The sequence below is a fragment of the Bradyrhizobium sp. 186 genome, assembly GCF_023101685.1.
GTDB lineage: Bacteria > Pseudomonadota > Alphaproteobacteria > Rhizobiales > Xanthobacteraceae > Bradyrhizobium.
Window position 1 is genome coordinate 2,124,628 of sequence record NZ_CP082164.1, and the last position, 13,781, is coordinate 2,138,408.

Annotated in this window: 12 protein-coding genes, 1 other RNA gene and 1 pseudogene; 10 read left to right on the forward strand and 4 right to left on the reverse strand. The window is 65.0% G+C overall.

Translation table 11 applies throughout. The annotated features are described in order from the left end of the window. Positions 1 to 27: 27 nt before the first annotated feature. Entirely contained in the window at positions 28 to 1,434 is a 1,407-nt protein-coding gene (locus IVB18_RS09940; RefSeq protein ID WP_247988999.1) for an MATE family efflux transporter, read from the forward strand. Positions 1,435 to 1,506: 72 nt separating this feature from the next. Then, positions 1,507 to 2,773 (forward strand): annotated as a pseudogene (locus IVB18_RS09945) (O-antigen ligase family protein). Here IVB18_RS09945 and IVB18_RS09950 read toward each other — a convergent pair. Further along, entirely contained in the window at positions 2,770 to 3,513 is a 744-nt protein-coding gene (locus IVB18_RS09950; RefSeq protein WP_247989000.1) for a sulfite exporter TauE/SafE family protein, read from the reverse strand. The pseudogene IVB18_RS09945 and the gene IVB18_RS09950 overlap by 4 nt on opposite strands. A gap of 231 nt (positions 3,514 to 3,744) precedes the next feature. Here IVB18_RS09950 and IVB18_RS09955 point away from each other — a divergent pair, with 231 nt between their 5' ends. Then, the gene (locus tag IVB18_RS09955; protein WP_247989001.1) at positions 3,745 to 4,011 is read left to right on the forward strand and encodes a hypothetical protein; all 267 of its coding nucleotides are present in this window, start codon (positions 3,745 to 3,747) and stop codon (positions 4,009 to 4,011) included. An 8-nt stretch (positions 4,012 to 4,019) separates the two neighbouring features. Here IVB18_RS09955 and IVB18_RS09960 read toward each other — a convergent pair whose 3' ends face one another. After that, positions 4,020 to 5,390: a PLP-dependent aminotransferase family protein gene (locus tag IVB18_RS09960; RefSeq protein WP_247989002.1), complete on the reverse strand. Its 1,371-nt coding sequence runs from the start codon at positions 5,388 to 5,390 to the stop codon at positions 4,020 to 4,022. Positions 5,391 to 5,439: 49 nt separating this feature from the next. On the opposite strand from IVB18_RS09960, the gene IVB18_RS09965 reads away from it, so the two are divergent. Next, a complete protein-coding gene (locus IVB18_RS09965; protein WP_256476718.1) occupies positions 5,440 to 5,904 on the forward strand; it encodes a DUF983 domain-containing protein in 465 nt (154 codons plus the stop codon). Positions 5,905 to 5,976: 72 nt separating this feature from the next. Further along, positions 5,977 to 6,690, forward strand: coding sequence for an alpha/beta hydrolase (locus IVB18_RS09970; RefSeq protein WP_247989004.1), 714 nt, complete (start codon positions 5,977 to 5,979; stop codon positions 6,688 to 6,690). A 105-nt stretch (positions 6,691 to 6,795) separates the two neighbouring features. Here IVB18_RS09970 and rnpB read toward each other — a convergent pair. After that, an RNA gene (gene rnpB / locus IVB18_RS09975) (RNase P RNA component class A) lies at positions 6,796 to 7,228 on the reverse strand. Between the two features lie 148 nt (positions 7,229 to 7,376). Here rnpB and IVB18_RS09980 point away from each other — a divergent pair. After that, a complete protein-coding gene (locus IVB18_RS09980; RefSeq protein ID WP_247430051.1) occupies positions 7,377 to 7,727 on the forward strand; it encodes a YciI family protein in 351 nt (116 codons plus the stop codon). Beyond that, positions 7,727 to 8,959: an RNA polymerase sigma factor gene (locus IVB18_RS09985; RefSeq protein ID WP_247991593.1), complete on the forward strand. Its 1,233-nt coding sequence runs from the start codon at positions 7,727 to 7,729 to the stop codon at positions 8,957 to 8,959. The genes IVB18_RS09980 and IVB18_RS09985 overlap by 1 nt, the downstream gene beginning before the upstream one ends. Positions 8,960 to 9,335: 376 nt before the next feature. Here the strand turns inward: IVB18_RS09985 and IVB18_RS09990 are convergent, their stop codons facing one another. Beyond that, positions 9,336 to 10,199: an N-acetylmuramoyl-L-alanine amidase gene (locus tag IVB18_RS09990; RefSeq protein ID WP_247989005.1), complete on the reverse strand. Its 864-nt coding sequence runs from the start codon at positions 10,197 to 10,199 to the stop codon at positions 9,336 to 9,338. Positions 10,200 to 10,649: 450 nt separating this feature from the next. Here IVB18_RS09990 and rsmH point away from each other — a divergent pair, with 450 nt between their 5' ends. Genes rsmH through IVB18_RS10005 form a run of 3 tightly spaced genes read left to right on the forward strand, consistent with a single transcriptional unit; the run spans position 10,650 to position 13,774 of the window. Beyond that, positions 10,650 to 11,639 carry a 16S rRNA (cytosine(1402)-N(4))-methyltransferase RsmH gene (gene rsmH / locus IVB18_RS09995; RefSeq protein WP_247989006.1) on the forward strand — a complete coding sequence of 330 codons (990 nt, stop codon included), beginning with the start codon at positions 10,650 to 10,652 and terminating at the stop codon, positions 11,637 to 11,639. A 3-nt stretch (positions 11,640 to 11,642) separates the two neighbouring features. Beyond that, positions 11,643 to 12,035, forward strand: a complete 393-nt coding sequence (locus tag IVB18_RS10000) for a hypothetical protein (protein WP_247989007.1) — start codon at positions 11,643 to 11,645, stop codon at positions 12,033 to 12,035. Continuing rightward, positions 12,032 to 13,774, forward strand: a complete 1,743-nt coding sequence (locus IVB18_RS10005; protein ID WP_247989008.1) for a penicillin-binding protein 2 — start codon at positions 12,032 to 12,034, stop codon at positions 13,772 to 13,774. Before IVB18_RS10000 ends, IVB18_RS10005 begins: the two co-directional genes overlap by 4 nt. The last annotated feature ends 7 nt before the right edge of the window (positions 13,775 to 13,781 follow it).

The window sequence follows — 13,781 nt, forward strand, 5'->3', positions numbered from 1 at the left end:
AGGGAATGCCGTTAAGGATGAATTGACATGAAAGACCTGACACACGGCTCAATCGCTAGCCACATCCTGCACATGGCGCCGCCGATCATGGTCGGCATGGTCACGATCATGGTCTGCCAGCTGGTCGATCTGTACTTCGTTTCGGGATTGGGCGACGCAGCCGTTGCGGGCGTCGCCGCGGCCGGCAACGCGGGCTTTCTCGTCAACGCGCTGATGCAGGTGCTCGGCGTCGGCACGGTGGCGCTGATCGCGCATGCCGTGGGACGCAAGGATCGGCTAGATGCCAACCTGATCTTCAACCAGGCGATCGTGCTGTCAGTGCTGTTCGGCCTGTTGACCCTGGTTGCAGGTGTCGCGCTGTCGCGCGTCTACATGCGTTCGATTGCCGCGGATCAAGCCACGATCGAGGCGGGGACCACTTATCTGTTGTGGTTCATGCCCGCTCTCGCGCTGCAATTCGCTACCCAGGTGATGGGATCTGCGTTGCGCGCCACCGGCATCGTGCGTCCCGCCATGCTGGTGCAGGCGCTTGCCGTCGTCATCAACATCGCGCTGGCGCCGGTGCTGATCTTGGGTTGGGGTACCGGACACGCGCTCGGTGTCGCCGGAGCGGGCCTTGCGAGCTCGATCGCCGTCTTCATCGGCGTGCTGATGCTGCTGGCGTATTTCCGCAAGCTGGAGCGCTATGTCGCCTTCAATCCGGCGCAGTGGCGTCCGCAGGCGCATCATCTGAAGCGCATCCTCAATGTCGGTCTGCCTGCCGGCGGCGAGTTCGCGATGATGTTCATCTTCATGGCGGTGGTCTATTTCGTGCTGCGCGATTTCGGCGCGGCGGCGCAGGCGGGGTTCGGGATCGGACAGCGCGTCTTGGGCCTGATCCAGATGCCGGCGCTTGCAGTTGCGCTCGCCGCCGGGCCGATCGCCGGCCAGAACATGGGCGCCGAAAATGGCGAGCGCGTGCGGGAAACCTTCGTCAAGGCGGCGCTGATCACCAGTGTCGTGATGATCGGCTTCATGTGCCTCGCGCAGTTGAAGCCGGAGGTCCTGCTTGCCGGATTCTCGAACGACCGGGAAACGATGGCGATCGCTTTCCTGTTCCTGCGGATCATTTCGCTCAACATGGTGGCACAGGGCCTGATCTTCACCTGCTCGAGCATGTTCCAGGGCCTCGGCAATACCAAGCCGGTACTGTGGAGTTCGGCAACGCGCGTGTTCACCTATTCGCTGCCGGCGATCTGGCTGTCGACGCGGCCGGGCTTCCGGATGGAGCACGTCTGGTACCTGTCGATCGCCGCGACCACGCTACAGGCCGCGTTGAGCCTGTGGTTGTTACGCCGCGAATTCGGGAAGCGTCTGGTGTTGCCCCGGCAGGCGGAGGCTGCGGAGCAGGCCGGGCCTGAGCCCGTGGCGCCACCCGCACGCGCGCCGGCGTAGCGATCTTGTTCTCTCCCCACGGCTCCGGCTAATTTGCGGCGCCGTGGGGGTAGCGGATCTGCAAGGGGCTGAATGACCGGGGTGTTGAACGAGCAGCGGCTCAATTTCTGGCTCTCCGCGATCTGGGCGGCGCGCTATCGCACGCCGGCCCGCTTCGTCGCGCTGATCGCGCTGCTCCTGCCGTGGACGACGACGGGGCTGACTTTTGCGCTCGTGCCCTGGCTGATCGCTTTCGCGTTCGTCGATCTCCGCGAATTTCCGCGCTCGCTGCTCCGCCCGATCTGCCTGCTGCCGATCGCGCTGTTCGTCCTCGCACTTGCCGGCACACTCTGGTCGGATGCGCCCTGGGCCGAGCGGCTGCATGCGATCGGGCCCTCGGCGAAGCTGTTGGTGATCCCGCTCCTGATCTACCAGTTCGAGCGCTGGCCCTACGGCAACTGGGTGTTTTCCGCGTTCCTGGTGTCCTGTACGCTATTGATGCTGTACTCCTTCGCGGTCGCGATCGACCCCGGCCTCTCGCTAAAGCTCTATCTGTCGCGCGGGCCCTACAAGGTCGAGAGCGGGATCGCGGTGCGCAACTATATCGACCAGAGCCAGGAGTTCGCGCTCTGCGCGATCGCGCTGGTCTATCCGATCGCGAGGTTGCTCCGCGAAGGCCGCGTTCGCGTCGCGGCGCTGCTCGCGGTATTGGCGGTCGGCTTCCTTGCCAACATGATGTTCGTCGTGGTCTCGCGCACGGCGCTGGTGACGCTGCCGATCCTGCTCGTGGCGTTCGCGCTGCTGCATCTGCGCTGGCGCACGGCCCTGCTCGCCGCCGGTGCGATGGGGCTATTGGCCGTGCTGTTGTGGAACGTCTCGCCGCATCTGCGCGCGACGGTGGCGAAGTTCAACGGCGACTATGAGCTCACTGCCGTTGAGAACGAGGTTAGCGGCATGGGATCGCGGCTGGAGTTTTGGCGCAAGTCCGTTGGCTTCGTGGCCGTCGCGCCGTTATTCGGTCACGGCACCGGTGCAACCCGCGGCCTGTTCGAACGCGCCGCGGCAGATGAGGTCGGAATGCGTGCGCAGGTCGTGAGCGATCCCCATAATCAGACCCTCAGCGTTGCCGTGCAGTGGGGCGCAGCCGGTGTCCTCATCCTCTATGCGCTATGGTTTGCGCATCTGTTGCTGTTCCGCCGCGGCGAGGGACTGTCCTGCTGGATCGGGCTCCTGGTCGTGGTGCAGAACATGCTGTCCTCGCGTCAACTCGCACCTGTTCGATTTCGCTACGGGCTGGATCTACGTGCTCGGCGTCGGCGTTGCCGGCGGCATGGCGCTCGCGAAGAAACCGAAGCCTTAGTGTGTACCGATGCTGTTCCAGACGAGGACGGCGCCAGACAGTGCCAAGAGGCCGAGCACGACGTCGCCGAAATGCTTGTCGCTCAGCGCGTGATAGACGCGCGCACCGGCCCATGCCCCGGCAAGCGTGCCGGGAAACGCGACCAGCGCGAGCCAGACCACCTTGAACGCGACGAGGCCTGAGGCCGTCTGTAGCACTAGCGCGCTGGCGAGCACCGTAAAATTGAAGAGCTGGAAGATGCCGCGCCGTTCGTGCTTGTTCCAGCCCCGGACGTTGGCCCACAGGATCGGCAGCGGCCCCGACAATCCGGCCAGGCCGCCGAGAATGCCGCCGGCGAAGCCGATCGCGCTGTCGGCGATGCGGCCGCCGAACGTAATGGCGAGCGGTCGCTTGTTCAGGTAGAGGGCAGTCGAAAAGATCAGGATCAGCACGCCGACGCTCAGCTTGAACACTTTGGGATCGGCGGAGGCCACCATCATGATTCCCAACGGCACGCCGGCAAGCCCGCCGATCAGGAACGGCCACACCAGCGAGAGGTCGAAGCTCTTCCACATCGACGGCAGCGTCGAGGTCTGCGCGACCACCGAGCAGATCAGCACCAAGGGCACCGCGAGCGAGGGCGGCAGCACGTAGAGCCAGATGCCGAGCGCCATCAGCGCGGTGCCGAATCCGGCCAACCCCGAGACGAAGCCGCCGGCCAGCGCGCCGAACAGCAGCAGCGCGTAATTGGACGCTTCCACCAATAAATTCCTGTGGTTACCGGCGATCCCGAAGCGGTGATCGCCGTTCGGCGCTTAGCACAGATGCGGCTGGGGCGGGCAATTTCAAATCCGCACGCAAGCGTGATCCCCGCGGGGGCGGGCGTTCCCGGAAGACGCGCCTACATGATGGCCGTACTGCAATCTGGGGGACCCGGTCGATGCTGTGTGCGCTCCGATTGGCCAGTCCCGAATGAATGATGGAGAATGACCATGACTCGCACGAAGATTGCCGCTGCGGCGGCGCTGTTATCTGCCGCGGTGCTGATGCCGACATTGGCGCAGGCGCAGTTTTCGGAGCCCGCCGCTTATCAGGCCGCGCATCCTGACCGGGATGTGTTGAACGGCGGGCAGCTCACGCCGGCCGCACGCGCGGCCGCCGGTCAGCAGGGATCACCGAGCGATGCCTACGCGTCGCAGGCCTATCCCTCGCCTGCTGCGCCCGTCGTCCGCTCCCGCCATCGCCGTCAGCGTCAATAAGTTTTTAGCTAGACGATCTGCCTGGTGTCGGCGGGCTTGTGCAGCGCGCCGACGAGGATGCGTAGCGCCTCGGTCAATTCAGGTCTGTTGCGCGCCGCGCCGAGCGAGACGCGCGCCGCATGCGGCGGTATCCCATCGACCGCGAAGGCGTCGCCGGCCACGACCGCGAGCCCGTTGCGCAACAGATCGGTCGCGACGTCGGGTCGACCTTCAGGCAGACGCAGCCACAGATGATGAGCGGCCGGCTTGGCCAGGAACTGAAAACCCTTCAGCGCGCGCTGCGCGAGTTGCTGGCGGCCGACGGCTTCGTTGCGGATAGCTGTAATGATGCGGTCGGCGATGCCGCTCTCGAGCCAATGCGTCACCAGCGCGACCATCAGCGGCGCCGGCATCTGCACGGTGGCTTGCAAATAGCTCCGCATCTCCTGCTGCGCGCCGCTGTCGGGCGTCACCAGATAGGCCACGCGCAGTGCCGGCGCGATGCATTTTGACAGCGTGGTCGCCAGATACGTCCGCTCCGGAATGAGGTTGGCGATCGGCGACGCGGATCGATCGAGCAGCCCGTAGGCGTCGTCCTCGATCAGTGTTGTGCCGGCATCGTGGATGATCTTTGCGATCGCACTGCGCCGTTCTGCGGACAGCGTCGCGGTGGTCGGATTGTGCAGCGTCGGAATGAGATAGACGGCCTTCGGCTTGTGCGCGCGGCAGGCTTTCCCCAGCGCATCGGGAAGGATACCGCCGTCGTCCATGGCGACGCCGGCGAGCTTGACGCCGAGCCGCCCGGCGGCGGCCTTGATGCCGGGGAAGGTGAGCGCCTCCGTCAGCACCACGTCGCCTGGTCGCGCGAGACTGGCGAGCAGATTGAACAGAATTGTCTGCGCGCCCGGAAAGATCACGAGCCGGTCGGCATGTGCGTGCGGAACGCGGGCGCGCATCCACCTTGCCGCAACCTCCCGCTCATGCGCGCTGCCGCCGGGCGGCTGGTAGTTGAGGTGCGCGGTCAGGCCCGATTGCGCGCGGATGGCCTCGAGCCCCGCGATGATGCGCTCGTCGAGCTGCGCTTCGAGCGGATGCGGCGGCACGTTCATCGAGAGGTCGATCGCGATGGGATGCGGCAGGTCGACCGCGCGCCGGGCGCTCGTCTCCGACACGAACGAGCCCTGTCCGACCCGGGCCTCCAGAATTCCGCGGCGCCGCGCCTCGGTGTAGGCGCGGGTCACCGTGGTAAGGTCGATGCCGAGCGCTTTTGCGAGCGCACGCTGCGTCGGCAATTGTTGGCCGCGCACCAGCCTGCCGGCTGCGATATCGGCCTCCATGGCATCGACGATGCGCTGGTATCGGGGCCCGCTCAGCTCCGAGATTGTAGGGGTCCAATCCATGCAAATACAGTCCGTATCCTTTGAATGTATGGATGCAGGATATTATTGTATGGATCATCGAAAAGGAAGAGGTGTGGTCATGGCGACCGGTGCAGTCTCTCTGGCAAAGGCGATGTGGCGCGGTTTTCGCGGCAAGTGTCCGAACTGCGGCGAAGGGCATGTGTTCGGCCGATTCCTGAAAGTGGCCGACACCTGCGACCATTGCGGCGAGGAGCTGTTTCACCAGCGCGCCGATGACTTTCCGGCCTATCTCGTGATGGTCGTGGTCGGGCATCTCGTGGTGCCGGCGATCCTTGCGGTCGAAACCGCCTATGCGCCGCCGGTCTGGCTGCAACTGGCGGTGTGGCTGCCGCTGACGCTGTTTGCCTCGCTGGCGCTGCTACAGCCGACCAAGGGCGCCATCGTCGGGCTGCAATGGCAGATCGGCATGCACGGTTTTGAGGCGGGCAAACTGCGGCGCGAGGCCGGTCAGCTTGCACCGGTCCTCGTCAAGGCGGACACGCGCGCGGCCTGAGGGGCTGTCACGTTTACATCACGCGCTCGGCGGCTACACTCCATCGTACAAACAAGAACGATGGAAACGCCGATGGCCGCCTCGCCCAAAACTTTCCTGCTCTGTCACGGCGCCTGGTCCGGCGGATGGGCCTGGAAGAAGATGCATCTGCTGATGGCGCAGGCCGGCCACCGCCTGATTGCGCCGACCTACACAGGGCTTGGCGAGCGTTCGCACCTTGCAAATCCCGCGGTCGACCTGGAGACGCATATCCAGGACATCCTCAACGTCATCAGGTTCGAGGATCTCCGCGACATCGTGCTGCTCGGCCACAGCTATGGCGGCATGGTCGCGACCGGCGTCGCCGATCGTGCCCGCGACCGCTTGGCGCAACTGATCTATCTTGACGCCTTCGTGCCGCGTGACGGACAGTCGCTGTTCGATCTCAATGAGGCAGGGCGCGAGCCGATGCGCAAGGCGGCCGCATCCGGCGACGGCTACCGCATTCCGCCGAACCCGCCGCCGCCGGACACGCCGCAGGCCGATCTCGACTGGCTCAATGCACGCCGTATCAACATGCCGATCAAGTGCTTCGAGACGAAGCTGAAGCTTGAGCATGGCGAGGCAGCAGTGCCGCGCAGCTACATCTATTGCACGCGCATTCCGCCGGGCGACGTGTTCGGGCAGTTCGCGAAGCGCACGAAAAGCGAGGAGGGCTGGCGCTATTTCGAGCTCGATGCGAGTCATGCGCCGAATGTCACGGCACCGGAGGCGTTGATGGGCGTGTTGACCGAGATCGTGGCCTGATCCGCGCTCGTCATTCCGGGGCGCGACGAAGTCGCGAGCCCCGGAATGACGAGCTCAAAAAATGGTGAGGGGCCCGATGCGCTAACATCGAACCCCTCGTTGCAAGATATCAGCCGGCCTGTAAGCCGGGTTCTGTAAGGCACCGTCCGCTTGCGCGAACGATACGTGACGGCCATTCCTCTGGGACCATGTTTGCACATGGCCTCGAGCAACCTACCCGGACGGCGGGCCTGACATCGCCCCGCGGCGTTATCGCTTGCGCGAACAGCCCGCTTAAGCCGTCCCTATTCGGTTTTGCTCCCGGTGGGGTTTACCATGCCGGCTCCGTTGCCGGAGCCGCGGTGCGCTCTTACCGCACCTTTTCACCCTTACCTCGCCAAAGCCCCCGAAGGGGCGACGGCGGGCGGTTCGTTCTCTGTGGCACTTTCCCTAAGGTCACCCTCGCCGGACGTTATCCGGCACCGTATGTCAAGGGAGCCCGGACTTTCCTCCCCGGCGTCCTTTCGGCCCCTGCCGGAGCGGCCGTCCGGCCGACTGACGGCTTACGCATGGGGCATTTGTGACGGTTCCGTCAAGCGGAGATCGCCGCGCACGCGATCATCAAATAATTTATCCTGAAGATGTCGTTTGGTGTGTGCCCCGTTCGACTGCATGTCGGCGATCCAGCCGAACAACAGGAGTGACCGATGCAGTATCTGCTGCTGATCTACCGGAACGAAGCGAAACTGATCAATATGACTCCCGAGGACCGCCAGAAGGTGTCGGCGGAGTACGGTGCTTATACCCAGTCCATCGTCCAGAGCGGCAATTTCAAGGCCGGCGACGGCCTGCAGCCGACCACGACGGCGACTACAGTGCGCGTGCGCGAGGGCAAGATCATGACAACCGATGGTCCGTTCGCGGAGACCCGCGAGCAACTCGGCGGCTACTATCTGGTCGAGGCCAAGGATCTCGACACCGCCATTGCACTGGCTGCGCGGATTCCCGAAGCCAAAGAGGGGTCGATCGAAGTCAGGCCGGTCATGATCTACAAGTGATTTCGTCGACCGACATCGACAAGATCTTTCGCGACGAGGCGGGGCGGGCGCTGGCCACACTGATCCGCCTCGTCGGCGATTTCGATCTCGCCGAGGATGCGCTTCAGGACGCCTTTGCGGTCGCACTGGAGCGTTGGTCGGCGAGCGAGGTGCCCGACAATCCGCGCGCCTGGCTCGTCAACGTCGGCCGCAACAAAGCGATCGACCGCATCCGGCGGCAGGCCGCTTTTCGCGGCAAGCAGCGAGCGCTCGTGCATGAGCTCGAGCTCAATGCGCACGCGCCCGACGAGCCGCCGGCAATGCTCGACGACGACATGCTGCGGCTGATCTTCACCTGCTGTCATCCGGCGTTTGCGGCCGAGGTCCAGGTCGCTCTGACGCTGCGCACCGTCTGCGGCCTCTCCACCGCGCAGGTCGCCCGCGCCTTCCTCGTCAGCGAAGAGGCGATGTCGCAGCGGCTCGTCCGCGCCAAGCAGAAGATCAGGCTCGCCGGCATTCCCTACGAGATGCCGGAGCGCGACGCGCTGGCGCCGCGGCTCGACGGTGTGCTCGCCGTGATCTATCTCGTCTTCACCGAAGGCTATGTCGCGACCTCAGGCGCAGACCTGATGCGGCCCGATCTTGCGGTCGAAGCCATCCGGCTCGGCCGTTTGCTCGATCGGCTGATGCCCGATCGCGCCGGGATCAAAGGCCTGCTCGCCCTGATGCTGCTGCATGACGCGCGGCGCGCCGGGCGCGAGACCGCAGCCGGCGACATCGTGCTGCTGGAAGAGCAGGACCGCACGCTGTGGGATCGCGCGCAGATCGAGCAGGGCCTGCGGCTGGTGGACGACGCCCTGCGCGCACCGGGTCGGCCGCAGCCCTATGCGGTACAGGCCGCGATTGCCGCGCTGCATGCCCGCGCGCCGAGTTACGACGAGACCGACTGGCCGCAGATCGCCGGCCTCTATGAGGTCTTGCTGCGCATCAGTCCGTCGCCGGTGATCGAGCTCAACCACGCGGCGGCAGTGTCGATGGTCGACGGGCCGGCACGCGCACTCGATCTCGTCGACGCAATCGCCGCGCGCGGCGGGCTTGATGGCTATGAGATGTTGCCCGCGGTGCGCGCCGATCTGTTGCGGCGGCTGGAGCGCAAGGAGGAGGCGCGCGCGGCGTATCGCCAGGCGACGGAGGCGACACAGTTGGAGCCGCTGCGAAGGCTCTATGCGCGGCGACTGGCAGAGATGGGTTGATAGGTCGTCATGGCCGGGCTTGTTCCGGCCATCCACGCATCACCACAATTGAAGAAGCACGTGGATGCCCGGGACAAGCCCACGGCTGTCCGGTTCAGGCTTCGGCGTCAAAAAGCGAGTCGCTAGAGTCAATTAATGGCGTCGGGGCATAGCTGCGAATACTTGTTGTTCGCGAGAACACCGCAAATTTTCTTCATTGCGGACCTCAGCATACTCCGCTGCGGGTCGCTCGGCTAAAACGAGAGCGCAAAAATCGTGAGTCGCATCAATGAATTTTGCGCTCATTACGAGTCGATGCGTCTCGTTGCAACCGTTTTGCCTGAACCGGACAGCCGTGGGACAAGCCCGGGCATGACGGAGCAAGCGGTCAGTACCGTCACTTCGACGCCACCGCCGTCCCCTCCGCCGGCAAGCTCGCCAGCAGCGCCTGCAATGTCGACAGCGTCGAATGATCCGCGACGCCATCGAGGCGCGCCGGGCGGAAGTGGCGCTGGAAGGCGGTGACGACTTCCATGGTCGCGGCGTCGTATTTGCCGGTCAGCGGCACGCCATAGCCGTATCTGGCGAGCGCCTGCTGGAGGCTCAGCACCTCGTCGCGGATGGTGCCGAGCATCAGGCTCTCGCCGCGCACGACCGGCGCCGGCGTCACCCAATGGCCGACGCCGGAATTGGCCAGCGAATGCCACGGAAATTTCTCGCCAGGATCCTTCTTGCGCGCAGGTGACACGTCGGAATGGCCGAGGACCCGGTGCGCCGGCACCTTGCGGCGAAGCATGATGCCGCGGCACAGCGCAATCACGGCGGCGATCTGGCGCAGCGGATACTCGGGATAGCCCCAGTCATGGCCGCGATTGACGATCTCGATGCCGATCGAGCAGGAATTGATGTCGTCCTCGCCGGCCCAGGACGAGACGCCGGCGTGCCAGGCGCGCCTGGCCTCAGGCACGCATTGCACGATCCGGCCATCCTCCAGCACGACGTAGTGCGCCGACACCTCGGTGCCGGCCGAGCAGAGCCGCGCCAGCGCGCCCTCGACGTCGGGCATGCCGGTGTAGTGCAGCACGATCATGTCCGGGAGCCGTCCCTTGTTGCGGTCACCGTAGTTCGGCGAGGGGATGATGTCGGAGACGATCGATGAATCCGGATCGAACGTCCGCCCGCTCGCCGCGGTCTTGGGAACCGGGAGAACGCGCTGACGCTTCGAGTCGGGTCCAGGTGACGCGGGCGAACCGGGCGACATGAGGCAGCTCAAATCGGACGAGTGGAACTATGGGATGTTATGGCTCTCACTTTACTATTCCTTTACCCTCCCGCCCGCGCAATCGCGTGGGGCGGTTAACCGATGCATTTTGCGCCGTATGTGTGGATGAAGCATCACCGGCCGGCGACCTTTTCGACTTGTAAGGAGGCGATCAACGCTTTCTTAACGCTAAGGGCCGTTACTGAGAGATGAAGAGCCGACCCGCGTCCGGAGGCGGCCAAAGCGTTTTTGGCTCGAAATCCCATGGCTGCCCGACAAATTCCTCTGGGAACACTGGGTTTGCGGCCTGGGACGATCGGGCTCGGCAACCGTGCTGCACAGGGGTTGGGTCGTGGAACCGCCGCGACGCGGAATCATTCGAGGCATTATGGGCTTGTTCGCCCCCGATTTCATCTGGACGTTCACTTGGGCGTTCGGCAGGCGTGGCGCATGAGTTCGGTTCCGCACATCCCCGTTCTTGGCCGCGAGGCGATCGCCCATCTCGCGCCGCGCGAGGGCGGCCTTTATGTCGACGCCACCTTCGGCGCCGGCGGCTACAGCCGTGCCATCCTCGACGTGCCGGGAACCCGCCTGATTGCGATCGACCGCGACCGCACGGCGATCGCGGGCGGTTCTGAACTGGTCGAACAGTCCGCCGGCCGGCTGACGCTGGTCGAGGACCGCTTTTCAAATCTCGCCGAGGTCTGTGCGGCGCAGGGTGTCGACGCCGTCGACGGCGTCGTGTTGGATGTCGGCGTGTCCTCGATGCAACTCGATCAGGCCGGCCGCGGCTTCTCCTTCCGCCTCGACGGTCCGCTCGACATGCGGATGGGGCAGGTGGGGCCGACGGCGGCCGACGTGGTCGCGCGCGCCTCGGAAGCCGACCTCGCCGACATCATCTATCTCTTCGGCGAGGAGCGGCATTCGCGCCGCGTCGCCCGCGCCATTGTGGCGGACCGACAAGAGACGCCGTTCACGACGACGCGCTCGCTCGCCGATCTCGTCGCCAGGGTGGTCCGCTCAAAGCCCGGGGATATTCACCCCGCGACGCGGACGTTCCAGGCCCTGCGCATCTTCGTCAACGAAGAGCTCGAGGAACTTCAGACCGCGCTCGCCGCAGCGGAGCGCGTGCTGAGGCCCGGCGGACGGCTCGTGGTCGTCTCGTTCCATTCGCTGGAAGACCGCATCGTCAAGAATTTTCTCGTCGAACGTTCCAGGACCGGCGGCGGCTCGCGCCATCTGCCGGAAGTGGCGCAGGTTGCGCCGAGCTTCCAGCTCCTGACGCGGCGGCCGGTGATCGCCGGTGAGGACGAAGTTGCGAAGAACCCGCGCGCCCGTTCCGCCAAGCTCCGCGCCGCCGAGCGCACCGATGCGCCCGCGCATGACGACAGCGAGGTGTCGTCATGGCCGAAACTCTCCGACGTCATGAGAGGCGGCTAGCGCATGCGCTTCATCCACCTCCTCGTCATCGGCGCGCTGATCTTCGCGGCGGCCTATGTCTACCGGATCAAGATGGACTCCACGGCGCGCACCGAGAAGGTTCTGCGGCTGCATGCCGAGATCCGCGAGCAGCGCGACGCGATTGCGGCGCTGCGGTCCGAATGGGCCAAGCTCGATGCGCCCCTGCGCCTGCAGGGACTGTCCGAGCGGCATCTTCCGCTGAAGCCGGTCAACGCGACGCAATATGATTCGCTCAAGAACCTGCCGGAGCGTCCGCCGCGCCTGTTCAGGCCGGGCGAGCCGGATCCGATCGGGTCCATGATCAACACCATCGAAGCCGCGAGCGATCCGGATACGGTGACGGGCTCGGTGCCTCAGCCCGAGGACAAGCAATGAGCGGTGCTGCTCCGGCCAAACCTGTTGAACCGTGGCGGCAGCGGCTGATCCGCAGCCTGCTCTACGGGCGCAACGTCGACCGCGCCGCGAAGGCGCGGGCGCGCGTCGGGCTGGCGATCCTCGCCTTCGCCGGGGTCTACATCCTGATCGGCAGCCGGCTGGTGATGTTCGCGATCGGCGCCGACGCCCACAGCGCGCGGCGCGCCGCGGCGCAGGAAGTGGTCGCGACCGCGCGGCCCGACATCGTCGACCGCAACGGCGCGATCCTCGCAACCGACGTCAAGGCGGCGAGCCTGTTCGGTGAGCCGCGCCGCATCATCGACAAGGACGAGGCAATCGAGTTGCTCACCGCTACCGTGCCCGACCTCGACGAGGCCGAGGTGCGCGAGCGCCTGTCGGCGCGAAAGGGTTTTGTCTGGCTGAAGCGCGAGATCACGCCGAAGCAGCAGCAGGACATCCACAAGCTCGGCATTCCCGGCATCGGCTTCCTGCGCGAGAACAAGCGTGTCTATCCGACCGGCAACGAGGTCGCCCACCTCATCGGTCTCGTCAACATCGACAACCAGGGCATCGCCGGCATGGAGAAGTGGCTCGACAATAACGGGCTCGCCGATCTTCACCGCGCCGGCTTCGCCACCGACCGGCTGCAGAAGCCGATCGAGCTGTCGGTCGATCTGCGCGTCGAGCACGCGCTGCGCGACGAATTGCTCAAGGCCAAGGAAAAATTCCACGCCAAGGCCGCCTCGGGCATCATCTCCAACGTCAAGACCGGCGAAATCGTCGCGCTGGTTTCTCTGCCGGATTTCGATCCCAACAATCCCAAGGAAGCCCACGACCCCGATCGCATTAATCGTCTGACCACCGGCGTCTACGAAATGGGCTCGACCTTCAAGGCGTTCACGCTGGCGATGGCGCTTGATTCCGGCAAGATCAACCTGAACTCGTCGTGGGATGCACGGGGAAACCTGCACTATGGCAAGTTTACCATCCATGACAGTCACCAGCTCGGTCGTTTCATCAACACCAAGGAAGTCTTCACCTACTCGTCCAATATCGGCGCCGCGCGGATCGCGCTCAGCCAGGGCGTCGAGGCGCACAAGACGTTCCTCGCCAAAATGGGTCAGTTGACGCGGCTGCGCACCGAGTTGCCGGAGAGCGCGGCTCCGCTGGTGCCACGCCGCTGGGGTGAGCTGAACACGGTCACCATCGCGTTCGGTCAGGGCCTGTCCGTGGCGCCTCTCCAGGCGGTGATGGGCATCAACGCCCTGGTGAACGGCGGCTACCTGATCCCGCCGACATTCATGAAGCGCAGCGAATCGGAAGCCACGGCGATGGCCAAGCGCGTGATCAAGCAGGAGACCAGTGACAAGATGCGGTACCTGATGCGGCTCAATGCCGAAATCGGTACCGCCAAGACCGCCGACGTCAAGGGCTACTATGTCGGGGGCAAGACCGGTACGTCCGAGAAGGTCATCAATGGCCGCTATGCCAAGAAGCGGGTGCTCAATTCCTTCACCGCGATCATGCCCTCGGACGATCCAAAGTATCAGATTCTGATCATGCTGGACGAACCGCAGGCGCTGCCCGAAACAAAAGGTTTCATCACCTCGGGCTGGAACGCAGTGCCCACGGGCGGCAAGGTGATCGAGCGGATCGCGCCGCTTTTGGGGGTCGAGCCTCGCTTCGATTTGCCGCCGTCCGACCGCCTTATTCTTGCAGCATCCAGGGCAACCCAGTAAGGCGTAT

Excerpts from the sequence above, each read along its gene's own strand:
- IVB18_RS09940 (WP_247988999.1), top strand. The coding sequence starts at position 28 with ATGAAAGACCTGACACACGGCTCAATCGCTAGCCACATCCTGCACATG.
- IVB18_RS09955 (WP_247989001.1), top strand. The coding sequence starts at position 3,745 with ATGACTCGCACGAAGATTGCCGCTGCGGCGGCGCTGTTATCTGCCGCG.
- IVB18_RS09960 (WP_247989002.1), bottom strand. The coding sequence starts at position 5,390 with ATGGATTGGACCCCTACAATCTCGGAGCTGAGCGGGCCCCGATACCAG.
- IVB18_RS09965 (WP_256476718.1), top strand. The coding sequence starts at position 5,440 with ATGGATCATCGAAAAGGAAGAGGTGTGGTCATGGCGACCGGTGCAGTC.
- IVB18_RS09970 (WP_247989004.1), top strand. The coding sequence starts at position 5,977 with ATGGCCGCCTCGCCCAAAACTTTCCTGCTCTGTCACGGCGCCTGGTCC.
- IVB18_RS09980 (WP_247430051.1), top strand. The coding sequence starts at position 7,377 with ATGCAGTATCTGCTGCTGATCTACCGGAACGAAGCGAAACTGATCAAT.
- IVB18_RS09990 (WP_247989005.1), bottom strand. The coding sequence starts at position 10,199 with ATGTCGCCCGGTTCGCCCGCGTCACCTGGACCCGACTCGAAGCGTCAG.
- rsmH (WP_247989006.1), top strand. The coding sequence starts at position 10,650 with ATGAGTTCGGTTCCGCACATCCCCGTTCTTGGCCGCGAGGCGATCGCC.
- IVB18_RS10000 (WP_247989007.1), top strand. The coding sequence starts at position 11,643 with ATGCGCTTCATCCACCTCCTCGTCATCGGCGCGCTGATCTTCGCGGCG.
- IVB18_RS10005 (WP_247989008.1), top strand. The coding sequence starts at position 12,032 with ATGAGCGGTGCTGCTCCGGCCAAACCTGTTGAACCGTGGCGGCAGCGG.